At 58.8% G+C, this 21762-nt stretch carries 23 protein-coding genes and 1 tRNA gene; 14 read left to right on the forward strand and 10 right to left on the reverse strand.

Translation table 11 applies throughout. From position 1 onward, the window contains the following. Positions 1 to 34: 34 nt before the first annotated feature. The 9 genes from Q8O96_RS06720 to Q8O96_RS06760 form a co-directional block, all read right to left on the reverse strand. Positions 35 to 2926, reverse strand: coding sequence for a DUF927 domain-containing protein (locus Q8O96_RS06720; protein WP_305948578.1), 2892 nt, complete (start codon positions 2924 to 2926; stop codon positions 35 to 37). After that, on the reverse strand, positions 2923 to 3192 hold the full coding sequence (locus Q8O96_RS06725; protein WP_305948579.1) for a DUF3077 domain-containing protein: 270 nt from the start codon (positions 3190 to 3192) through the stop codon (positions 2923 to 2925). The genes Q8O96_RS06720 and Q8O96_RS06725 overlap by 4 nt, the downstream gene beginning before the upstream one ends. Next, positions 3189 to 3473: a hypothetical protein gene (locus tag Q8O96_RS06730; RefSeq protein ID WP_065365247.1), complete on the reverse strand. Its 285-nt coding sequence runs from the start codon at positions 3471 to 3473 to the stop codon at positions 3189 to 3191. Before Q8O96_RS06730 ends, Q8O96_RS06725 begins: the two co-directional genes overlap by 4 nt. Positions 3474 to 4003: 530 nt before the next feature. Further along, positions 4004 to 4309, reverse strand: coding sequence for a hypothetical protein (locus tag Q8O96_RS06735; protein WP_305948580.1), 306 nt, complete (start codon positions 4307 to 4309; stop codon positions 4004 to 4006). Next, a complete protein-coding gene (locus Q8O96_RS06740) occupies positions 4306 to 4626 on the reverse strand; it encodes a helix-turn-helix transcriptional regulator (protein WP_371826165.1) in 321 nt (106 codons plus the stop codon). Before Q8O96_RS06740 ends, Q8O96_RS06735 begins: the two co-directional genes overlap by 4 nt. After that, positions 4572 to 4820, reverse strand: coding sequence for a helix-turn-helix domain-containing protein (locus Q8O96_RS06745; RefSeq protein WP_305948582.1), 249 nt, complete (start codon positions 4818 to 4820; stop codon positions 4572 to 4574). The genes Q8O96_RS06740 and Q8O96_RS06745 overlap by 55 nt, the downstream gene beginning before the upstream one ends. 81 nt (positions 4821 to 4901) lie before the next feature. Then, a complete protein-coding gene (locus Q8O96_RS06750; protein ID WP_305948583.1) occupies positions 4902 to 5759 on the reverse strand; it encodes a hypothetical protein in 858 nt (285 codons plus the stop codon). Positions 5760 to 6027: 268 nt separating this feature from the next. Then, positions 6028 to 7269, reverse strand: coding sequence for an integrase arm-type DNA-binding domain-containing protein (locus Q8O96_RS06755; RefSeq protein ID WP_305948584.1), 1242 nt, complete (start codon positions 7267 to 7269; stop codon positions 6028 to 6030). 164 nt (positions 7270 to 7433) lie between these two features. Then, a tRNA-Leu gene (locus tag Q8O96_RS06760) sits at positions 7434 to 7518 on the reverse strand. Positions 7519 to 7626: 108 nt separating this feature from the next. Between Q8O96_RS06760 and queA the strand changes: the two genes are divergently transcribed. The 6 genes from queA to Q8O96_RS06790 all read left to right on the forward strand — a co-directional run bounded on the left by queA (position 7627) and on the right by Q8O96_RS06790 (position 13739). After that, a complete protein-coding gene (gene queA / locus Q8O96_RS06765) occupies positions 7627 to 8691 on the forward strand; it encodes a tRNA preQ1(34) S-adenosylmethionine ribosyltransferase-isomerase QueA (protein ID WP_102860388.1) in 1065 nt (354 codons plus the stop codon). Positions 8692 to 8705: 14 nt separating this feature from the next. Further along, positions 8706 to 9821, forward strand: a complete 1116-nt coding sequence (gene tgt, locus Q8O96_RS06770; RefSeq protein WP_161799191.1) for a tRNA guanosine(34) transglycosylase Tgt — start codon at positions 8706 to 8708, stop codon at positions 9819 to 9821. 47 nt (positions 9822 to 9868) lie between these two features. Further along, complete coding sequence (gene yajC / locus Q8O96_RS06775) at positions 9869 to 10207, forward strand: preprotein translocase subunit YajC (protein WP_011063224.1); 339 nt, start codon at positions 9869 to 9871, stop codon at positions 10205 to 10207. A gap of 62 nt (positions 10208 to 10269) precedes the next feature. Then, complete coding sequence (secD, locus tag Q8O96_RS06780; protein ID WP_102860389.1) at positions 10270 to 12138, forward strand: protein translocase subunit SecD; 1869 nt, start codon at positions 10270 to 10272, stop codon at positions 12136 to 12138. A 9-nt stretch (positions 12139 to 12147) separates the two neighbouring features. Then, positions 12148 to 13062 carry a protein translocase subunit SecF gene (gene secF / locus Q8O96_RS06785; protein WP_102860390.1) on the forward strand — a complete coding sequence of 305 codons (915 nt, stop codon included), beginning with the start codon at positions 12148 to 12150 and terminating at the stop codon, positions 13060 to 13062. Between the two features lie 122 nt (positions 13063 to 13184). After that, complete coding sequence (locus tag Q8O96_RS06790; RefSeq protein WP_102880808.1) at positions 13185 to 13739, forward strand: glycine zipper 2TM domain-containing protein; 555 nt, start codon at positions 13185 to 13187, stop codon at positions 13737 to 13739. Between the two features lie 129 nt (positions 13740 to 13868). Here the strand turns inward: Q8O96_RS06790 and suhB are convergent, their stop codons facing one another. After that, on the reverse strand, positions 13869 to 14684 hold the full coding sequence (gene suhB / locus Q8O96_RS06795; protein ID WP_011063220.1) for an inositol-phosphate phosphatase: 816 nt from the start codon (positions 14682 to 14684) through the stop codon (positions 13869 to 13871). A gap of 245 nt (positions 14685 to 14929) precedes the next feature. On the opposite strand from suhB, the gene trmJ reads away from it, so the two are divergent. The 8 genes from trmJ to hscA all read left to right on the forward strand — a co-directional run bounded on the left by trmJ (position 14930) and on the right by hscA (position 21762). Then, positions 14930 to 15703, forward strand: coding sequence for a tRNA (cytosine(32)/uridine(32)-2'-O)-methyltransferase TrmJ (gene trmJ, locus Q8O96_RS06800; protein ID WP_102860392.1), 774 nt, complete (start codon positions 14930 to 14932; stop codon positions 15701 to 15703). After that, on the forward strand, positions 15703 to 16479 hold the full coding sequence (cysE, locus tag Q8O96_RS06805; protein WP_305948585.1) for a serine O-acetyltransferase: 777 nt from the start codon (positions 15703 to 15705) through the stop codon (positions 16477 to 16479). Before trmJ ends, cysE begins: the two co-directional genes overlap by 1 nt. A 235-nt stretch (positions 16480 to 16714) precedes the next feature. Further along, on the forward strand, positions 16715 to 17206 hold the full coding sequence (gene iscR, locus Q8O96_RS06810; protein WP_011063217.1) for a Fe-S cluster assembly transcriptional regulator IscR: 492 nt from the start codon (positions 16715 to 16717) through the stop codon (positions 17204 to 17206). A gap of 50 nt (positions 17207 to 17256) precedes the next feature. Continuing rightward, complete coding sequence (locus Q8O96_RS06815) at positions 17257 to 18471, forward strand: IscS subfamily cysteine desulfurase (protein WP_102860394.1); 1215 nt, start codon at positions 17257 to 17259, stop codon at positions 18469 to 18471. A 94-nt stretch (positions 18472 to 18565) separates the two neighbouring features. After that, a complete protein-coding gene (iscU, locus tag Q8O96_RS06820) occupies positions 18566 to 18952 on the forward strand; it encodes a Fe-S cluster assembly scaffold IscU (protein WP_007929523.1) in 387 nt (128 codons plus the stop codon). A 42-nt stretch (positions 18953 to 18994) separates the two neighbouring features. Then, positions 18995 to 19318 carry an iron-sulfur cluster assembly protein IscA gene (gene iscA, locus Q8O96_RS06825; protein WP_007929524.1) on the forward strand — a complete coding sequence of 108 codons (324 nt, stop codon included), beginning with the start codon at positions 18995 to 18997 and terminating at the stop codon, positions 19316 to 19318. A gap of 8 nt (positions 19319 to 19326) precedes the next feature. Next, a complete protein-coding gene (hscB, locus tag Q8O96_RS06830; RefSeq protein ID WP_011063215.1) occupies positions 19327 to 19848 on the forward strand; it encodes a co-chaperone HscB in 522 nt (173 codons plus the stop codon). Between the two features lie 51 nt (positions 19849 to 19899). Continuing rightward, positions 19900 to 21762, forward strand: coding sequence for a Fe-S protein assembly chaperone HscA (hscA, locus tag Q8O96_RS06835; RefSeq protein WP_102860396.1), 1863 nt, complete (start codon positions 19900 to 19902; stop codon positions 21760 to 21762).

Raw genomic sequence — 21762 nt, forward strand, 5'->3', positions numbered from 1 at the left:
ATCTGCCGGCTGTTCCTCTCTATGTTCCTAAGCATCAAGCTGCTTCGGTTTCAGAGGAGAGGAGTGCATTGGCATGCACCACATAGGCTCTCGTTTTTGATAGGCCGGGAAGGCGTACAGACTGCGCTGCGCGTCCCTCTGCGCTTGCCTCCAATATTCCGCGTGCAATCAGTTCACGATTCACTAGGGTGAGGCTCATCCCTTTAAAGACCTCAGCCCTCCAGGCTGTGGGTAAGAAGTAGTAGGTGACTAGTGTGTAAATGCCGTCTCCCATGCCGTGTTCGACGGTGCGTCGGAAGCCTAGGCGGTCAGCAGTTCGAGGTGCGTGATCGTCCGTCTTGGCTGCGATGCCGTCCCAGCGTGTAAAGCGACTTTCACCGAATCGCTCTATCACCTGGCGCAGGCGATTGACGATGGCATCACCTTCCATGTTCCCGGCGCCGCCGCGCTCCTCCAGCCACGCGTTAAGGCACACTTGTGCCGCTGTCGTAGCTGTACCTTCTGGCCAGCCTGTAATGCCAAGCGCAGTGGCCAGCTCTCCAGCTGCCGCTGCTAACCCAAAACGAGCAGCCGCTCGGTGCGCTTGGCCACTGGCCGTAGCAGGTAATGACTTGCTGATGAAACCCTCAAGGGTCCTGCGCAAAATTGCAGTCCACCCAAGTATCTCCCCGGGCTTGCACAGAGCTTTCAGAAACGCGGTGAGCGGTGTTCCGTAATACTTGGCCACGCGAGCTTTGAGTGCGTCTGAAAGGGTGGCGGCATCTTCGAACCCACTCAATATGTCGAACATACCAAAGCCCTTGCTTGCGTCCGCAGGCACGGCCAGCATGCGTATTTCCATGCCAGCCTTTAGCTCCTTGTTTGCATCAGCCATGTGTTGTGCAAGTGTTTTCTCTCCAGTTGAGAGGAACAACAAACGCCACTCTTGTACTTGTCGGCCTGCTTGGCCTCGATCGTTGGCCCGAGCCTTGCCCGTACCGTTGCCGAGCATGTAAACCGTCTCGCCAACTATGCGCGGGTCGCACATGCCAATTTCATCAAGCACCAGAACACCGTCTGAGTGAGCTGCGGCAATGGACTCCAGGGCGTTGTCCGTCGAGCGCCAAGAGCGTACCAATCGCGGGCCTCCGTAGACCGAGGCCGCTACCTGAAGGTGGGTGGTCTTACCGCCTGAACTGTCACCGTACAAGTGAAAGCCGCCCGACTCATGCCCTAGTAGATGGAGCAACGGACCAGCAAATGCCACGCTAACCACGAACGCTAGTCGGTGATTACCTACGCATAATGCTCCGATCTGCTGCTGCCATTGCGTCAGTGTCCCGCACTCGCTAATGGGAGGTAGTTGCGCTCCTGCATCACAGAAAAATAGGTGCTCATGGCTATTGCCAATTTGTTGATCGGGTAGCAAATAGGCTGGTCCATGCCATCCTAGCCGGGTAACGAGTCGAGCCCTTTCCGTGCTGTCGAAGCCTTGGAGGTAGCTTTGAAGGTCGTTGCGGGTATTGCGTCCTGAGCGAGTGCCAGCTAAGCGCAGCCCCATATCCACCAAGGGGCCCAAAACATCCTTGCCGAAGTCTCCAGTCATGTTTCGGGCAGGAATGTTCCAGCGTTTCTTCGCGCCATCAGGATCATCGAACTCGACCAGCAAGCCCCAGTTATGTCCTTTGTCGTCACGAGTGCGAGCCAGGATATCTAAGGGGGAACAGACAGGTCGGGACTCGCCGTCGTCTCCGGTGTAAAACACGCCCTCTGGAGTTACACGGAAGCCACTGGGTAATAGGTCGTTTTTTGATTTCGTCGTGGGTTTGACCGCTGGTATTTCTTTTGCTAGTTGATTGGTTTTTCCATTCGGAGATGTATTGAAAAACTCACCGCTGCGCACCAGCTCGGCAACGTGGTCAGCGGTCCAGCCCTTGGTCAGTGCGTCGGCAGCGTCGTCGCCCTCTGCCCACTTGCCGCCTTTTGCAAGCGAGAGCTTTCCATCCTTGGTCGTGGGCTTGCGCTTGAATACCTCAAGCTCCACTCGCTGTACTGACTCTGCACCCAGCTCAAGCAGCCTCGCTTCGATGGCTTCCATGCACGCTTTACCGCTGGCATCGTTGTCTGGCCAGAGCAGCACCGACCGCCCTTTGAGCGGCAGCAGGTCGGCCTTGTGCCAGGAGTTCGAACCGTTCGGCCAGCAGGTGGCCACGTACTCAGGCATCAACTCAGCCGCGGCGTCTGCGGCCTTCTCGCCTTCACACAGCACCACCGGGGCGTCGATACGCTGGGCCAACTCATCCAGGCGCAGCAAGGGGCGTGGTTCAGGCAGTCCCTGCCAGCGCCATTGAGTTGTTTGGCCATCGGAGCGTTTGCACCAAGTCAGCGGGGCAAAGACCTTTCTTGGCTTGCCGTCTTCATCCGGACCCAGGTCGAAGCGATACAGCGCCATGACCGGCTGACCTTGAGCATCGCGGTAGATCCAAACCTTGGACGGTGCGCCGTGTTGTCGGTGTTTGGCCGGGCATTTACTCATAGCCTCCGCTGGGATTGGCTGGATGGCGATCCACTCGGGCGACTTGCTTTTGGTCGGTGTGGGTTTGGCCTGAGCTGTAGCTGTTCCAGCAGAAACGCTCAGCAGATCCGCGAGCTTGTTGCAGGCTTCCACATCTGTGCCGCCGTCGAGGTAGCGCACCAGGTCAATCAGGTCACCGCCCTTGTCGCCAGTGGCGAAGTCTGACCAGGTGCCTTTGCTCAAGCTGACCTTGAGCGAGCCTGCGCGTTTGTCGGTGCGGGTGGGATTGGGTGCTGTGTATTCCTTGCCTCCGTCCACGCGCTTGCCGTGGGGCAGCCAATGAGCCAGAACGCGTTCGATGTTCTTTAGGGCAGCGCTTTTCACATCTGCAAAGCTGGGCCGTTTTGAGGTACTGCCAGTGCGTTGAGTCATGGCGTGGCTCTCTTCGCAAATAGCGAATCGTTCACGTCATCGAGCAGCGCTTTAGCCATTTCACCGAGGTAAAGCGCGCACCAGCTGTAGCGCTCACTTTTTTCAGTCATGGCAGCGTCTAGGGTCAGTTGGTTGGCGTAGAACTGGAGGAGCGAAACCGTTTCGAGTGCATCCTCGATCGACACCCCGGCGTTGACTCGAAAGAGGGATTGGCCGTTGGTGCTGTCAAAAAATGAAGCCCGGCCCAACGTGGTCTGAGTGGTCATAGAGCACCGCCTTTCTGATCCAGCGGAACGGACGTAACGTCAGCGTGTAAGGCGAGTGTCTTGATCAGGCCGAGGGTGCCGCGAACGTCCCAAAGAATGGCGGCGATGACGTGGTTAGCGAGACGCGAAGATTCGTTTTCGAAATGATCCTCGAGCAGAGTCAGCACGGAATCGGCGCGTGTAATAGCGCAGGTGATGGCGTCAATGGGAACACCGGCTTCGGCGTTCAAGCTGACGCAAAGAAGATCTTCGGGCAGGGCGCAACTCAGGGTGTTGTTCATTGGACACCCCCTGTGGTTTCCAGAGCGCGAGCCTTGGTCATGTGGGCGTTGTAACGGGAGAGGCGTGTAGCGAGGCTGGAATTGGCGTGTAAAGCGGCGAGAGCCATAGCCCTGTGGGCAGCGGCGCGAATTTTGGACGGATTGAGGGCGTGCATGGGTGTAGCTCCTGTATGTGAGGAGCTGCCACGATTCGTCGCCAAACGAATAAGGGTGGCAGCTGTGCGCGGGTTGGCGAACCGGGCATACAGGACCCCGGCAGACCCGAAGGTCTCCCACGCACAGCCGCCATAACATGGATATGCGGGCACAAAAAAAGCGCCTGCAATCGTAATGGGGGCGCCTGTGCGCCTGTATGGATTCGGGTCGCCAAACCCGTTCGCTGATTCTGCAGCGACAGCCAGAGAGTAGCGTCCGTTTTTTGAAAGTGCAACTGCAGTGATGGCTTGCAGATTTTTCAGGTGCGGCATAAATTGTTCGTGCATGTAGATTTACCTCAACGCCTCCGGATCGCCCCCGGGGGCGTTTTCATTTCAGGCATGAACTTCCCGGCGCAGGGAAAGCAGAGGAAGGAAGTCGCCCTCGATGCAGGAGCGTGCGTCTTCGTAGGCGTCGATCTGCTGGCCCTCGTCGACGATGACGGCGTGAGGCGGCATGCAGGGCAACGCGAGCGCGCACCAGGTGCCATCAGCCCAACTCATCACGGCCACTACGTGGTCTCGTCTGGCCTGTTCGGTTCGGTAGCGCTCCAGGCGTTGCATGCATCGCGATGAAAAGCCGATTTTTCGAAGAACGGAGAAGGGCTGCAGGACGGTTAGGTGAGCTATATGCTTTTTCATGCGGCCACCTGATCGCGTGCTGCGATGCGGGCTCGTGCCCAGGCTTGTACCTCGGAGAGAACCCAGGCAACTGGCGCTCCGCGAGCATTACTGTTAGTTAGCTTTACGGCCTTCGGGAAACCACTTTCTGGCTGGTTCATGAGCTTGTATATGGTGGGGCGTGCAAGGCCGACAATGTCCATCACTTCAGCTATTCGGATGAGTGTTACAGCTGGGTCACTTGGCTTGGAGTCGCCTGCGGCAGAATGGGTGCGAGACGTCTTCACTTTTCGCTCCTCATGCTTACGGAGTGAGCATGCGTCTGACTTTCGAGCCATGCAGACACGTCCTGAGAGCGATAGCGCACACGACTGCCCACTTTGAGGTAGGGAAGCGGATTGCGGCGAGAGCTCCGCCATGCAGCCAGTGTGCGATGCGACAGGCCGAGGGTGGTTGCTACTTGAGCGGGTGTGAGCAGGTCCTCGGAACAACGCAAAAATAAGGGGGGGAGGTGTGACGTTATCGTAGTCATATAGCGCTTCCTGTAGTCGTGGAACGATTCAGGGCTAACGCTACGAGGAGGGAGAGAAACGAACGGCAGTTCATTTCCCTTTTAGATGAGCACTCCGCCTGTGACCAAAATGTTGCGAAGTTGTTTTTTTGAAAGTTTGACGCTTCCACCGGGCTGTTTCAGCGCAGCGTCAGTGCCAGCGATGATGCCAACGAGCTCTCTTCGAGAGCGTCCATCATTGAGTAGGCGCTTCCCGTGGGAGCATATACTTCGATCTCGGTCAGCAGTGTTCTCTTTGCGTATCTTCGCGGAGCTCCTACCAGCCTTACTCGTAGCAGCGCTGATTCTAATTTTTTCGCTACTGCTCAGCAGGGGAGATGCATATACGCTTGCGAGGGTCATGTAGTAACGGGCAACACCCATCAAGTCAGCGACGTTTTCTCGTACTTCGATTTCCTGTTGAGCTTGCTCGTGGCGAACCTCATTTAGAAACATGTTGAAGCTCTTCGGGTTATTTTTAGCCAAGGTCGCCAGCGCGTCACGTCCTACGGTGTAAAGCTCGGTATCGAAGTCAGCTATCCAGCGCGCTAGCAGTTCAATGGCGCGGCATGCCCGATCTATTGCAAATGCCGCGACGCATTGGCAGTCAGTTACAGCTGACTCGGATAACTCTCCAATCGTCCAGCGAATACAGCGAGGCAAATCATCTTGCGAGCGGTTGAAGCTTTGCCGAATGTTGTACGAGAGGCGCCGGACCTCAGTCATGACTCGCTTAGATTCAGCTGACCAAGCACCGTCCTCTTGATGACTCGCCCAGTAATGCTGTCCCTCGCGTATGAGTTCCAAAGCATCATCGATGCGCTCGGCAAACTCCTCGTAAAGCTCGAGGTTCTCCAGGGGCTCAACGATCTCCCAACCGTCGATGTCGAGAGGTGCATTAAGGTACAGATGATTATTCATCTTTCCTCCCCGCGCCCCGTATGTGTGACCGAGAAAACGCGGGCGGCAGCGCTTGGCGAGGCGAAAATGCCACCAGTGTGGAGGGTGAGGTTTTGTCTGGAGGCGCGTGTGAATCTGGAACACTGTTGGTGTTCCCGTAGCAAAGTGTTCCACCCAAATACGTATGGTGTTCCCGTGCTGGAGATCCCGTATTTATTGAGCTTGAGCGGATCTGGAACACATGGAACACGCGGAACACACGTTTTTTGAATAGTTAGCGAGTGCATGCTCAGAGGGCCTTTCCGAATTGACCCTGAACAACGTTCCCCCGCTCCAGGGCGTCCAGGCGATCGGCGTACCACTGCATCATCGTTATGCGTTGTTCGAGATATTGAGCCTTGTTGTAAACCCCTGAAATTCCTTCCTCCTTGTGGGCGAGTTGGGCTTCAACGTGTTCCTTAGGCCAGCCATGCTCTCGAAGCAATGTACTTGCAGTATGTCGGGTGCCGTGGCCCACAAGGCGCCCCTTATAACCGATGGTGGCAAAGACTTTGTTGATCGTATTTTCACTGATGGTTGGGTTCTTGGCGCCCACTCCGGGAAACAGCCAGCGACTGCGGCCAGTCAGGCACTGAAGTTCTTTTAATGCGGCAATAGCTTGATGGGGGAGAGGGCACACGAAGTCCCGGCGCATTTTCATCTTTGCGGCTGGTGTCGTCCAAGTGGCCTTATCGAGGTCGAACTCTTTCCATTCGGCCAAGCGAACCATGCCCGGTCGTGAAGCAGTCCAGATGCAAAGCCATGCAGCAGTTCGGGCCGTCAGTCTGCTGGGTGTATGTTTAAGCGCGGTGAGGAACTCACCTAGCTCTGGTTCGAGTAGGTGTGGGTGCTGTTGAGTCTTGGGCGCTTGAGCAGCTATATCCCGAAGGCGACTTCCCGGGTCATTCTCTGTGAGCCCTAGGCCGATAGCCCGCCCAAATATCTGGTTGATCCAGGTGCGGCACTTTTCCGCCACGTTGTGTGCATCTCGGGCTTCGATGGATGCTTGGAGTTCGGCGCAATCGGTGCGGGTAATTTCGTCGAGAGGTTTGTCTCCCAGTGCCGGGAGAATGTCCTTGTCGAGGTAGGTGCGGATTTTGTTGAGTGTAGAGAGGGCCAGTCCCTTTTCTTCTTTTGCCTTTAGCCAGGCGTCAGCAGCTGCTCTAAATGTTCGTGTCTTGGCTGCATCTATGGCGGCCTTGGCAGATCGCTTTTGCTCAAGGGGGTCAGCTCCGCTGCTTATGGTCTTGCGCAGGTCGGTAGCTTTTTCCCGGGCCAGTGCACCACTCACCTCGGGGTAACCCCCTAGACCCATCCAGGCCCAATTGCCCGTAGGGCGCTTGTAGCGTAGCTGCCACGATTTCCCCCCATTAGGCTTAACCCTGAAGTACAGGCCGTTTCCGTCCAGCTCACGGTACTCTTTTGCTTCAGGTTCCAGCCCTGCAAGCGTGGTGTCTGCCAGAGGGCGGCGCTTGATGTCTGCGCGCTTCATCCTTGTATCCCAAAGTTCGGTATTTTTCTCAGGATACAAGCAGGGATACAGGGATACAACGGATAAGGGGAGACAGGGGTAGATAGGCAGGCACAAAAAAACCGGCCAAGTGGCCGGTTTCTCTGGGTCTGAGAGGCTGGTAGAGACTCTCAGATACTGCTATGTGGTGCCCCGAGGGAGACTCGAACTCCCACTTCTTGCGAAAACGGATTTTGAATCCGCCGCGTCTACCAATTCCGCCATCAGGGCTCAATGGCGGCGAAGTATAGAGAGGCAGTTACCGTTGGTCAATCGGCTTTCGTGGTCAATTTTTAGTTATTCCGCTAAACTTTCCGGCCCTGCTAGACGAACCCCATCATGCGCGTTGCTGACTTTACCTTCGAGCTTCCTGATTCGCTGATCGCCCGCCATCCTTTGGCCGAGCGTCGCGGCAGCCGTCTGTTGACCCTGGATGGGCCAACCGGCGCCTTGGCCCACCGTCAATTCACCGATCTGCTGGAGCATTTGCGTCCGGGCGATCTGATGGTGTTCAACAATACCCGGGTGATTCCGGCCCGTCTGTTTGGCCAGAAGGCCTCCGGCGGCAAGCTGGAGATCCTCATCGAGCGGGTGCTGGACAGCCATCGTGTGCTGGCCCATGTGCGCTCCAGCAAGTCGCCCAAGCCGGGGTCGAAGATCCTGATCGACGGCGGTGGCGAGGCCGAGATGCTGGCGCGCCACGACACGCTGTTCGAGCTGGGTTTTGCCGAGGAGGTGCTGCCGCTGCTGGATCGGGTCGGGCACATGCCGTTGCCTCCTTATATAGACCGCCCGGATGAAGGCGCGGACCGTGAGCGTTATCAGACCGTGTACGCCCAGCGTCTGGGGGCTGTTGCGGCGCCTACGGCGGGGCTGCATTTCGACCAGCCGCTGCTGGAGGCCATTGCCGCCAAGGGCGTGGAGACTGCGTTCGTGACCCTGCATGTCGGCGCCGGCACTTTCCAGCCGGTGCGGGTCGAGCGTATTGAAGATCACCATATGCACCACGAGTGGCTGGAAGTCGGCCAGGACGTGGTGGATGCGGTTGCCGCATGCCGTGCTCGCGGTGGTCGGGTGGTGGCGGTGGGCACCACCAGTGTGCGTTCCCTGGAAAGTGCCGCGCGCGATGGTGTGCTCAAGCCGTTCAGCGGCGATACCGATATCTTTATCTACCCGGGCCGGCCGTTCCATGTGGTCGATGCCCTGGTGACCAACTTCCATCTGCCGGAATCCACGCTGTTGATGCTGGTTTCGGCGTTCGCCGGTTATCCCGAGACCATGGCCGCCTATCGCGCCGCGGTGGAAAATGGATACCGCTTTTTCAGCTACGGTGATGCGATGTTCATCACCCGTAATCCTGCGCCGACCGCTCCCAAGGATCTGGCCCCCGAGGAAACTGTATGAGTCGCACTTGTCGTATGTCCTTCGAGCTTCTGGCCACTGATGGCAAGGCTCGTCGCGGTCGCCTGACCTTCCCCCGCGGTACGGTGGAAACCCCGGCCTTCATGCCGGTGGGCACCTATGGCACGGTCAAGGGCATGCTGCCACGGGATATCGTCGCCACCGGCGCCGAGATCATCCTCGGCAACACCTTCCACCTGTGGCTGCGCCCGGGTACGGAAGTGATCAAGGCCCACGGTGACCTGCATGATTTCATGCAGTGGAATGGCCCGATCCTCACCGACTCCGGTGGTTTCCAGGTGTTTAGCCTGGGGGCGATGCGCAAGATCAAGGAAGAGGGCGTGACCTTCGCCTCGCCGGTGGACGGCGCCAAGGTGTTCATGGGCCCGGAAGAGTCGATGCAAGTGCAGCGCGACCTGGGTTCGGACATCGTGATGATCTTCGACGAGTGCACCCCGTACCCGGCCGATGAAGATGTGGCGCGGATTTCCATGGAGCTGTCCCTGCGCTGGGCCCAGCGTTCCAAGAATGCTCACGGTGACAACACGGCGGCGCTGTTTGGCATCGTCCAGGGTGGCATGCACCAGGACCTGCGCATGCGTTCCCTGGAAGGCCTGGACAAGATCGGTTTCGACGGCCTGGCTATCGGCGGCCTGTCGGTGGGCGAGCCCAAGCATGAAATGATCAAGGTCCTGGACTACCTGCCGGGCCAGATGCCTGCCGACAAACCTCGTTACCTTATGGGAGTTGGCAAGCCGGAAGATCTGGTTGAGGGTGTGCGCCGCGGTGTGGACATGTTCGATTGCGTGATGCCAACCCGCAATGCCCGCAATGGGCATCTGTTCATCGATACAGGCGTGCTGAAAATCCGTAACGCGTTCCATCGCCATGATGATTCGCCGCTGGACCCAACTTGTGATTGCTACACCTGCCAGAACTTCTCCCGTGCCTATCTGCATCACTTGGACAAGTGTGGGGAAATGCTCGGGAGTATGCTCAATACCATCCATAATTTGCGCCATTACCAGCGTCTTATGGCTGGTTTGCGCGAGGCTATTCAACAAGGTACATTGGCCGCCTTTGTCGATTCCTTCTATGCCAAACGCGGGTTACCCGTGCCGCCTTTAGAATAAGTTCTAAAGACGTTAAGCCACTAATTTTGCAATTATCGGAGTGTTAAATGAGCTTTTTGATCCCTGCCGCGTATGCGGACGCCGCTGCACCTGCCGCTGCCGGTCCTGCTGGCACTGGTTTCGAGTGGATTTTCCTGGTTGGCTTCCTGGTCATCTTCTATCTGATGATCTGGCGCCCGCAGGCCAAGCGCGCCAAAGAGCAGAAGAACCTGCTCGGCAGCCTGCAGAAAGGCGACGAAGTTGTGACCACTGGCGGTATCGCCGGCAAGATCAACAAGGTGACCGACGACTTCGTGGTTCTGGAAGTGTCGGACTCCGTTGAGCTGAAGTTCCAGAAGGGCGCGATCGCTGCCACGCTGCCAAAAGGCACGCTGAAAGCCATCTAAGTTTCATCTTTTACCAATCGACGGGGCGCGCAAGGCGCCCCGCGTCATAAACGGGCGGCGTGATGCTGAACAAATACCCTCTGTGGAAGTACCTACTGATCCTGGCGGTGCTGGCGATCGGTTTTATTTATTCCGCTCCCAATCTATACCCTGATGATCCGGCCATTCAGGTCAGCGGTGCGAGCACTGCGTTGCAGGTCACTCAGGCGGATCTGGATCGTGCGAGCAAAGCGCTCACCGACGCCGGTATCAAGGTCAAGGCTGCTTCCATTGCTGCCAACGGCAAGGGCGGCCTGCTGCGCTTGACCAACAAGGAAGACCAGCTTCCGGCCAAGGATGTAGTGCGCAAGGCGCTGGGCGATGACTATGTGGTGGCGTTGAACCTGGCGCAAACCACTCCGCAATGGTTGCGCAACCTGGGTGCGCACCCGATGAAACTGGGTCTGGACTTGTCCGGTGGTGTGCACTTCCTGCTGGAAGTGGACATGGACAAAGCCCTCGACGCGCGCCTGAAAGTCTATGAAGGCGACGTCAAGAGCCTGCTGCGCAAAGAGCGCCTGCGCTATCGCAGCCTGCCGCAGCTCAATGGCGCCATCCAGCTGGGCTTCAGCGATGAAGACAGTCGTGAACAGGCCCGTTCGCTGATCCGCAAGAACTTCAATGATTTCGATATCGTACCGGCCGACCTCAATGGCCAACCGGTGCTGCGTCTGGCGATGACCCCGGCCAAGCTGGCGGAAATCCGTGAATACTCCATCAAGCAGAACTTGACCACCGTGCGTAACCGGGTCAACGAGCTGGGTGTGGCCGAGCCTCTGGTTCAGCGTCAGGGTGCCAACCGTATCGTGGTTGAGCTGCCGGGCGTGCAGGACACCGCTGAAGCCAAGCGGATCCTGGGCAAGACCGCCAACCTGGAATTCCGTCTGGCCGCCGAGCCGGGTGCTTCCAAGGCGACTTCCGAGTCCTTCGAATTCCGTGAGGGCAACCGTCCTCCTGCTCTGATCGAGCGTGGCCTGATCATCACCGGTGACCAGGTGACCGATGCCCAGGCCGGTTACGACGAACACGGCCGTCCACAGGTGAACATCAAGCTTGATGGTCACGGTGGCGAGCTGATGAACCGTTCGACTCGCAGCAATGTCGGTCGCAGCATGGCGGTGATCTTCATCGAGCAGAAGCCGACCACCACCTACACCAAGCAAGTGGTGAACGGTGTCGAGAAAGACGTGGCGGTGCAGACCTTCAAGGAAGAGAAGAAGATCATCAGCCTGGCGACCATCCAGTCGCCACTGGGCAGCCAGTTCCGCATCACCGGCCTGAACGGTCAGGGCGAGTCTTCCGAGCTGGCGCTGTTGCTGCGTGCCGGTGGTCTGGCGGCGCCGATGTACTTCGCCGAAGAGCGCACAATCGGTCCAAGCCTGGGTGCTGACAACATCACCAAGGGTATCGATGCGTCCCTGTGGGGCATGCTGTTCGTGTCGCTGTTCATTATCGCCATCTACCGTTTCTTCGGTGTCATCGCTACTGTGGCGCTGGCATTGAACATGGTGCTGCTGCTGGCCCTGATGTCCCTGCTGGGGGCGACGCTGACCCTGCCGGGTATCGCCGGTATCGTCTTGACCATGGGTATGGCGGTGGACGCCAACGTACTGATCTTCTCGCGGATACGTGAAGAGCTCGCCGCCGGCATGAGTGTGCAGCGGGCAATTAACGAAGGCTTCGGCCGGGCATTCACCGCGATCCTGGACTCCAACCTGACCACCTTGCTGGTGGGCGGCATTCTGTTCGCCATGGGTACCGGTCCGGTGAAAGGCTTTGCGGTGACCATGTCCCTCGGGATCTTTACCTCGATGTTCACGGCCATCTGGCTGACCCGTGCGATGGTCAACCTGATCTTCGGCGGTCGTGACTTCAAGAAGTTGTGGATTTAAGGGGCTGCCATGTTACGTACTATTAACTTCATGGGCGTGCGCAACGTTGCGTTCGGCGTCACTGTGCTGCTCACCATCCTGGCGTTGTTCAGCTGGTTCCACAAAGGCTTGAACTACGGTCTGGACTTCACCGGCGGTACGCTCATCGAGCTGACCTACGAGCGTCCCGCGGATGTGATGAAGGTGCGTTCGCAACTGAACGATGCCGGTTATCACGAAGCCATCGTGCAGAGCTTCGGTGCGACCACTGATCTGCTGGTGCGGATGCCGGGTGAAGACCCGCAACTGGGCCACCAGGTGGCCGAGGCGCTGCAGAAGGTTGGCGGTGACAACCCGGCGCAGGTCAAGCGCGTCGAGTTTGTCGGTCCGCAAGTGGGTGAAGAGCTGCGGGACCAGGGCGGCCTCGGCATGCTCATGGCCCTGGGCGGTATCCTGATCTACCTGGCCTTCCGCTTTCAGTGGAAGTTCGCGGTGGGCGCGATCGTTTCGCTGATCCACGACGTGATCGTGACGGTGGGTATCCTCTCGTTCTTCCAGATCACCTTTGACCTGACGGTGCTGGCGGCTGTGCTGGCGATCATCGGTTACTCCCTCAACGACACCATCGTGGTGTTCGACCGGGTGCGTGAGAACTTCCGTGTGCTGCGCAAGGCCAGCCTGATCGAGAACATCAACATCTCGACCACTCAGACCCTGCTACGGACCATGGCGACTTCGATCTCCACCTTGCTGGCGATCATCGCGCTGCTGTTCTTTGGTGGCGATAACCTGTGGGGCTTCTCCATCGCCCTGTTTGTCGGTGTTCTGGCGGGTACCTACTCGTCGATCTACATCGCCAACGTGGTGCTGATCTGGCTGAACCTGAACAGCGAGGACCTGATTCCTCCGGCCAATACCGAGAAGGAAGTGGACGACCGTCCATGAGGATCTAGCCCTTTTCCGGCTGTCAGTTAAAAAGGCGCGAGTGTTGAACTCGCGCCTTTTTTATTGCTCCAACGCTGGGAGAAGCGCGGGCCAAGTCCCGTTTGTATGGTCAGGAGGTTCACGTGAACAAGTCGTTGCTGGTTGGTGCGGTATTGGGTGCTGTCGGTGTCACCGCCGGGGGTGCTGTTGCCACCTACAGCCTGGTTAAAAGCGGCCCTGAGTATGCGCAAGTGCTGGCCGTACAGCCGGTCAAACAACAGATCAAGACCCCTCGTGAAGTCTGCAAGGACGTCGCCGTGACTCGCCAGCGCCCGGTCAAGGATGAGCATCAGATCCTGGGTACCGTGGCGGGAGCGGTGGGCGGTGGTCTGCTGGGTAGCATGATTGGTGGTGGTAATGGCAAGAAGATCGCCACTGTGGCGGGTGCGGTTGGCGGTGGCTATGCCGGCAACAAGGTGCAGGAAGGCATGCAGGAACGTGACACCTACACCACCACCCAGACTCGCTGTAATACAGTCAATGACATCAGTGAGAAGGTCGTGGGTTATGACGTGAAGTACGACCTGGGCGGCAAGCAAGGTCAGGTGCGCATGGATCGTGATCCGGGCAACCAGATTCCGGTGGATAAAGAGGGGCGTCTGATTCTGGGTCAAAACCAGAATCAACCCGGCCAATAACCCCGGCCTGTAGGCGTCTGCTTGCCGGCGAAGGTGATCTCAAGATCCGATTCGCCGGCAAGCCGGCTCCTGCGGGAATTGCAGGCATAAAAAAAGCACCCCTCGGGGTGCTTTTTTTGTCGCTGGCGCTTAGCGCTTCAGCGAGGCCGGCAGGTGCGGCTGGATGGCGGTCAGGACCGCTTTGAAGCATTTGGTGTTGCCAGCTACCACGTGGCCTTTTTCCAGGAAGTCGTGACCGCCGGTGAAGTCGCTCACCAGGCCGCCGGCTTCTTGAATCAGCAGGGCGCCTGCGGCCATGTCCCATTCGGACAGGCCCGACTCCCAGAAGGCGTCGAAACGACCGGCGGCCACGTAGGCCAGGTCCAGGCTTGCAGCACCAGCGCGGCGGATGCCGGCGGTCTGGCCAACCAGGGCGCGGAACATGCCCAGGTAGTTGTCCAGGTTGTCCATCTGGTCGTCACGGAATGGGAAGCCGGTGCCCAGCAGGGCGCCGTCGAGGCTGGTGCGGCCGCTGACACGCAGGCGGCGACCGTTCAGCTGGGCACCACGGCCACGGCTGGCGGTGAATTCTTCCTGGCGAACCGGGTCCAGGACCACGGCGTGTTCCAGGCGGCCACGGTATTTGCAGGCGATGCTCACGGCAAAGTGCGGGATGCCGCGCAGGAAGTTGGTGGTGCCGTCCAGTGGGTCGATGATCCACAGGTAGTCTTCGCCTTCGCCGCTGCCAGCGTGCAGGCCGGTCTCTTCGCCGAGGATGGCGTGGGTCGGGTAGGCCTTGCGCAGCGCGTCGATGATCTTCTGCTCGGCAGCGCGATCAACTTCGGATACGTAGTCTTTGGCGTCTTTTTCGTCGACCTTGATGGTATCCAGGCGCTCGATGGAGCGGAAAATCAATTCACTGGCGCTGCGGGCGGCGCGCAGCGCGATATTCAGCATTGGCTGCATGGATAGGTCACCTAAGGTTGTTAAAGAAAGCCGAGCATTCTAGCAGAAAACTTTTGCAGATGAAGGCTGGTGTTCGCTTTGATTGCATTGATCCGCTGTGTGGCGTTCTCCGGTGGCGAGTGTTTGTGCCGGTTGCTGGGCGCCTTTCTGGAGCGCTGGAATCTGTCGGGTGGTTATTTTTGAGGCGGGAGTCTTGCCTGTTCGGTAAGATTTGCTCCCCCTTATCGTGTCCGAGAGCGCCTCCCTTGCTGCAGAACATTCGTGTCGTCCTGGTCAATACCAGTCATCCCGGCAATATCGGCGGGGCTGCGCGTGCCATGAAGAACATGGGCTTGTCGCGGCTGGTGCTGGTGGAGCCCCGGGTATTTCCGTCTCACGAGGCGGATGCGCGTGCCTCCGGTGCCACCGATATCCTGGCCAATGCCCAGGTAGTCGCCACCCTTGAGGAGGCATTGGCGGGTTGCACGCTGGTGTTTGGTACCAGTGCTCGTGACCGGCGCATTCCCTGGCCCTTGCTTGATCCGCGTGAGTCCGGTCTCAAGGTGGTCGAGGAAGCCGGGCAGGGTGCGCAGATCGCCCTGGTGTTCGGTCGTGAAGATTCCGGCCTGACCAATGATGAGCTGCAGCGATGTCATTTCCACGTGCATATCCCGTCGGACCCGGAGTTCAGCTCGCTGAACCTGGCCACGGCGGTGCAGGTGCTGACCTATGAAGTGCGCATGTCCTGGCTGGCGGCCCAAGGCCGGCCAACCAAGGTAGAGAAGGATGAAGTGGCTTCGCCGCGCAGTGAAGAGCTGGCGACCATGGATGAGTTGGAGCGGTTCTACGAGCATCTGCAGCAGACGCTGGTGGCCATCGACTTCCTCGATCCGGAAAAACCGCGGCACTTGATGGCACGCCTGCGTCGGTTATACGGTCGCAGCTCGGTCAGCCGGGCGGAAATGAATATATTGCGTGGCATTCTCACGGAAACCCAGAAAGCGGCCCGTGGAGAGCTACAAAAGCGGAAGGATCAGTGATGTTCGAGCGTCTGCGTGAAGATATCCAAAGCGTGTTTCATCGTGACCCGGCGGCGCGCAATGCCTTTGAGGTGTTGACCTGCTACCCAGGCATGCACGCGATCTGGATTCATCGTTTGTCCGGCGCCTTGTGGGGCATGGGTTGGAAATGGCTGGCGCGGCTGGTGTCGAACTTCGGTCGTTGGTTGACCGGGATCGAAATTCACCCGGGAGCCAAAGTCGGCCGCCGCTTCTTTATCGACCATGGCATGGGCATTGTCATTGGCGAGACCGCCGAGATCGGTGATGACGTGACCCTCTATCAAGGGGTGACCCTGGGTGGCACCAGTTGGAACAAGGGCAAGCGCCATCCGACCCTGGAAGACGGTGTGGTGGTGGGGGCGGGCGCCAAGGTGCTGGGTCCCTTCATTGTGGGGGCGGGGGCCAAGGTCGGTTCCAACGCGGTGGTGACCAAGGCGGTGCCGGCCGGAGCGACGGTGGTGGGCATTCCTGGGCGGATCATCATGAAGTCCAGCGACGAGCAGGTGGCCAAGCGCAAGGCCATGGCGGAAAAACTCGGTTTCGATGCCTACGGTGTCGGCGAGGACATGCCGGATCCGGTGGCTCGGGCTATCGGGCAGTTGCTGGATCACCTGCAGGCAGTCGACGGTCGTCTGGAGGATATGTGTGGCGCGCTGAAGGATCTGGGCAGTGATTACTGTGCCAAGGATCTGCCTCAATTGCGTGAAGAAGACTTCGCTGAAGTCAAAGGCAAGGACGGCAGTCAGGTCGGCTGATGGCGCAAAACCGGCCCCCTCTGTGGGCCGGCTTGCTAGCGAAAGGACCTAATACCCTTTGAGTGGCCCGCAGGTCAGGTGTTGCCATCCTGCTGTGCCATTACGTCGCGGACTTTGCTATGATTCGCGCGCTCTTTTGCGGGTAAACCCGACTAAAGTAGTTGGTCTTATAGTTGACTCGATTACTCGGGTATTGCATACTCGCGTCCATTCCGAAACTCCGTGGTACTTGTCCATGCGACTGACTACTAAAGGCCGATACGCCGTGACCGCCATGCTTGATCTGGCGTTGCACGCGCAACATGGCCCGGTCTCCCTGGCCGATATCTCTGAGCGCCAAGGCATCTCCTTGTCCTACCTCGAACAGCTTTTCGCCAAACTGCGCCGCAGTAACCTGGTGTCCAGCGTCCGGGGGCCTGGTGGCGGCTACCAGCTGTCCCGTGACATGCAGGGGATTCAGGTGGCTCAGGTGATCGATGCGGTGAATGAATCGGTCGATGCAACCAAATGCCAGGGGCTGGGTGATTGCCATGCCGGCGACACCTGCCTGACCCATCACCTGTGGTGCGACTTGAGCCTGCAGATTCACGAATTTCTGAGCGGTATCAGCTTGGCTGATCTTGTTACTCGCCGTGAGGTACAAGAAGTAGCCCAGCGTCAGGACCAGCGCCGTTGTAATGGCAAGGCGCCGCGCCTGGACAAGATTGAAGCGTCCGCCGTCGAATGACAGCCAAAGAGCTAGCGGCACGCCAGCCAGCCTGATTTAGGAGAGAGTCCATGAAATTGCCGATTTACCTTGATTACTCAGCGACCACGCCGGTCGATCCGCGTGTTGCGCAAAAAATGAGTGAATGCCTGCTGGTCGACGGAAACTTCGGTAACCCGGCGTCCCGCTCTCACGTGTTCGGCTGGAAGGCCGAAGAGTCGGTGGAGAATGCCCGTCGCCAAGTGGCCGACCTGGTTAACGCTGATCCGCGTGAAATCGTCTGGACCTCCGGTGCAACCGAGTCCGACAACCTGGCCATCAAGGGGGTCGCGCATTTCTATCACACCAAGGGCAAGCACCTGATTACCTCGAAAATCGAGCACAAGGCTGTCCTGGACACCATGCGCCAACTCGAGCGTGAAGGCTTTGAAGTGACTTACATCGAGCCAGGCGAAGATGGCTTGATCACTCCGGCCATGGTTGAAGCGGCCCTGCGTGACGACACCATCCTGGTTTCGATCATGCATGTGAACAACGAAATCGGCACCATCAACGACATTGCCGCCATCGGCGAGTTGACCCGCTCCAAAGGTATTCTGTTCCACGTCGACGGCGCTCAGTCCACCGGCAAGGTCGAAATCGACCTGCAGGCCCTGAAAGTCGACCTGATGTCCTTCTCTGCCCACAAGACCTACGGCCCTAAAGGCATTGGCGCGCTGTACGTCAGCCGCAAGCCTCGCGTGCGCCTGGAGGCCACCATGCACGGCGGCGGTCACGAACGCGGCATGCGTTCCGGCACCCTGGCCACTCACCAGATCGTCGGCATGGGCGAAGCCTTCCGCGTCGCCAAGGAAGACATGGTCGCCGAAAATGCGCGCATCAAGGCCCTGAGCGATCGCTTCTACAAGCAGGTTGAACACCTGGAAGAGCTGTACATCAATGGCAGCATGACGGCTCGTGTACCGCACAACCTGAACCTGAGCTTCAACTACGTTGAAGGCGAGTCGCTGATCATGGCCCTCAAGGATCTGGCAGTGTCTTCCGGTTCGGCCTGTACTTCGGCTTCGCTCGAGCCTTCGTACGTGCTGCGTGCCCTGGGCCGTAACGACGAGTTGGCTCACAGCTCGATCCGCTTCACCTTCGGCCGCTTCACCACCGAGGAAGAAATCGATTACGCGGCGCAGAAAGTCTGCGAAGCCGTTACCAAGCTGCGCGCTCTGTCGCCGCTGTGGGACATGTACAAAGATGGCGTCGATATCTCGAAGATCGAGTGGGCGGCGCACTGAATATAAGTCGCCGCACAGGGTTCTGTAGAGCGTCCCGATAACGGCGATTTGCAGAACCCAAGAGCGACTCTCTGATGAGTGAGGATTAAGAATCATGGCTTACAGCGAAAAGGTCATCGACCACTACGAGAACCCGCGCAACGTCGGCAAGATGAACGCGGAAGATCCGGATGTCGGCACCGGCATGGTCGGCGCTCCAGCCTGCGGCGACGTGATGCGCCTGCAGATCAAGGTCAACGAGCAGGGCATCATTGAAGACGCCAAGTTCAAGACTTATGGCTGCGGTTCCGCCATTGCTTCCAGCTCCCTGGCCACTGAGTGGATGAAGGGCAAGACGCTGGATGAAGCCGAAACCATCAAGAACACTCAGCTGGCTGAAGAGCTGGCCCTGCCTCCAGTGAAGATCCACTGCTCGGTTCTCGCCGAAGACGCCATCAAGGCCGCCGTTCGCGACTACAAGCAGAAGAAAGGCCTGATCTGATCGATCGGCTTTCACAGATTTGGCGACAAGTAAGGAGTCACGATGGCTATCAGCATGACAGAAGCGGCTGCTCAACACGTGCGACGCTCCCTCAATGGGCGCGGCAAGGGTGATGGGATTCGTCTGGGTGTTCGCACCACAGGCTGTTCCGGCCTTGCCTATGTGCTGGAGTTCGTCGACGAGATCGGCGAGGACGATCAGGTGTTCGAAAGTCACGGCGAGAAAGTGATCATCGACCCAAAGAGCCTGACCTATCTGGACGGCACCGAGCTTGATTTCGTCAAGGAAGGGTTGAACGAAGGCTTCAAGTTCAACAACCCCAACGTGCGCGGTGAATGTGGCTGCGGCGAAAGCTTCAACATCTGAGGCTTCTTGTGGGTACTCCTTGTCATTTCGCTTTATTTGAACTGCAACCGAGCTTCCGTCTGGATCTCGAGCAGTTGGCTGCGCGCTACCGTGAGTTGGCGCGTGGGGTTCATCCAGACCGTTTTGCCGATGCTTCCGAGCGCGAGCAACGTCTGGCCCTGGAGCAGTCGGCAAGCCTCAACGAGGCTTACCAGACCCTCAAGAGTCCGCCAAAGCGTGCTCGTTATCTTCTGGCCTTGAATGGCGGTGAGTTGCCGCTGGAAGTCACGGTGCATGATCCGGAGTTTCTTCTGCAGCAGATGCAATGGCGCGAAGAACTCGAAGACTTGCAGGACAGCGCCGACCTGGCTGGAGTGGCAGCATTCAAGCGTCGACTCAAGACTGCACAGGATGAACTGAACGAAAGCTTCGCAGCCTGTTGGGATGATGCGGCGCAACGCGAGCAGGCCGAACGCCTGATGCGGCGCATGCAGTTCCTCGACAAGCTCACCTACGAAGTGCGCCAGTTAGAAGAGCGCCTCGACGATTAACCCAGTGCCGCTCCGGTCGCACGCCTGATATACAGATAAGTCCAGATAAGCATGGCCCTACTGCAGATCGCCGAACCCGGCCAAAGTCCTCAACCGCACCAGCGTCGCCTGGCTGTGGGGATCGACTTGGGCACTACCAATTCGCTGGTCGCTGCCTTGCGCAGTGGTCTTTCCGAGCCTCTGGCTGACGCGCAGGGTCAGGTGATTCTGCCGTCGGCCGTGCGTTATCACGCCGACCGCGTCGAAGTGGGTGAATCCGCCCGCCTGGCTGCGTCCAGCGATCCCCTGAACACTGTGCTCTCGGTCAAACGCCTGATGGGGCGCGGCCTGTCCGACGTCAAGCAATTGGGTGAGCAACTGCCTTATCGCTTCGTTGATGGTGAGTCGCATATGCCGTTCATCGAGACCATCCAGGGGCCGAAAAGCCCGGTGGAGGTATCGGCTGAAGTGCTCAAGGTCTTGCGTCAGCGTGCTGAGGCGGCCCTGGGGGGCGAGCTGGTAGGTGCGGTGATTACCGTTCCGGCCTATTTCGATGATGCCCAGCGTCAAGCCACCAAGGATGCGGCCAAACTGGCTGGCCTGAATGTGCTGCGCCTGCTCAACGAGCCGACCGCAGCTGCCGTGGCTTACGGTCTGGATCAGCACGCCGAGGGTGTGGTGGCGATCTATGACCTGGGCGGCGGTACCTTCGATATTTCCATCCTGCGCCTGACCGGCGGTGTCTTCGAGGTGCTGGCTACTGGTGGCGATACGGCCCTGGGTGGTGACGACTTCGATCACGCCATTGCCGGCTGGATCATCGAGGGCGCGGGCCTGTCCGCCGACCTTGACCCAGGCACCCAGCGCAATCTGTTGCAAACCGCCTGTGCGGCCAAGGAAGCCCTGACCAGTGCTGCATCCGTGGAAGTGGTGCATGGCGATTGGCGCGCCGCCCTGACTCGCGAGGCCTTCGACGCCCTGATCGAGCCTATGGTTGCCCGCAGCCTCAAGGCCTGCCGTCGTGCCGTTCGCGACTCCAATGTCGAGCTGGACGAAGTGCAGGCAGTGGTCATGGTGGGCGGTTCGACCCGCGTGCCGCGTGTGCGTGAAGCGGTGGCTGAAATGTTTGGTCGCCAGCCGTTGACCGAGATCGATCCGGATCAAGTGGTGGCCATTGGTGCCGCGATCCAGGCCGATACCCTCGCTGGCAACAAGCGCGAAGGGGGTGAATTGCTGCTGCTGGACGTGATTCCGCTGTCGTTGGGGTTGGAAACCATGGGCGGGCTGATGGAGAAGGTGATTCCGCGTAACACCACCATCCCGGTTGCCCGTGCCCAGGACTTCACCACCTACAAGGATGGCCAGACGGCCATGATGATTCATGTGCTGCAGGGCGAGCGCGAGCTGATCAGTGACTGCCGCTCCCTGGCGCGCTTCGAGCTGCGTGGCATCCCGCCGATGGTGGCCGGTGCCGCGAAGATTCGCGTGACCTTCCAAGTCGACGCCGATGGCCTGCTCAGTGTCTCTGCCCGAGAGCTGGGGTCGGGTGTTGAAGCCAGCATTCAGGTCAAGCCGTCCTACGGCCTGACCGACGGCGAAATCGCCAAGATGCTCAAGGACTCCTTCCAGTACGCCGGTGACGACAAGGTGGCCCGCGTGCTGCGTGAGCAGCAGGTTGATGCCCAGCGCCTGATCGAGGCTGTGCAGGGCGCCCTGGATGCTGACGGTGACCGCCTGCTGGACGCTGAAGAGCGCATGGTCATCGAGCTGCAGATGCAGGAGCTGAGTGAATTGATGCGTGGTACCGATGGTTACGCCATCGAGCAGCAGACCAAGCGTCTGTCGCAAGTGACCGATGCCTTTGCTGCCCGCCGCCTGGATTCGACGGTGAAAGCCGCGTTGGCGGGGCGCAACCTGAATGAAATCGAGGAATAA

Source organism: Pseudomonas sp. LPH60 (assembly GCF_030718165.1).
Classification (GTDB): Bacteria; Pseudomonadota; Gammaproteobacteria; order Pseudomonadales; family Pseudomonadaceae; genus Aquipseudomonas; species Aquipseudomonas danubii.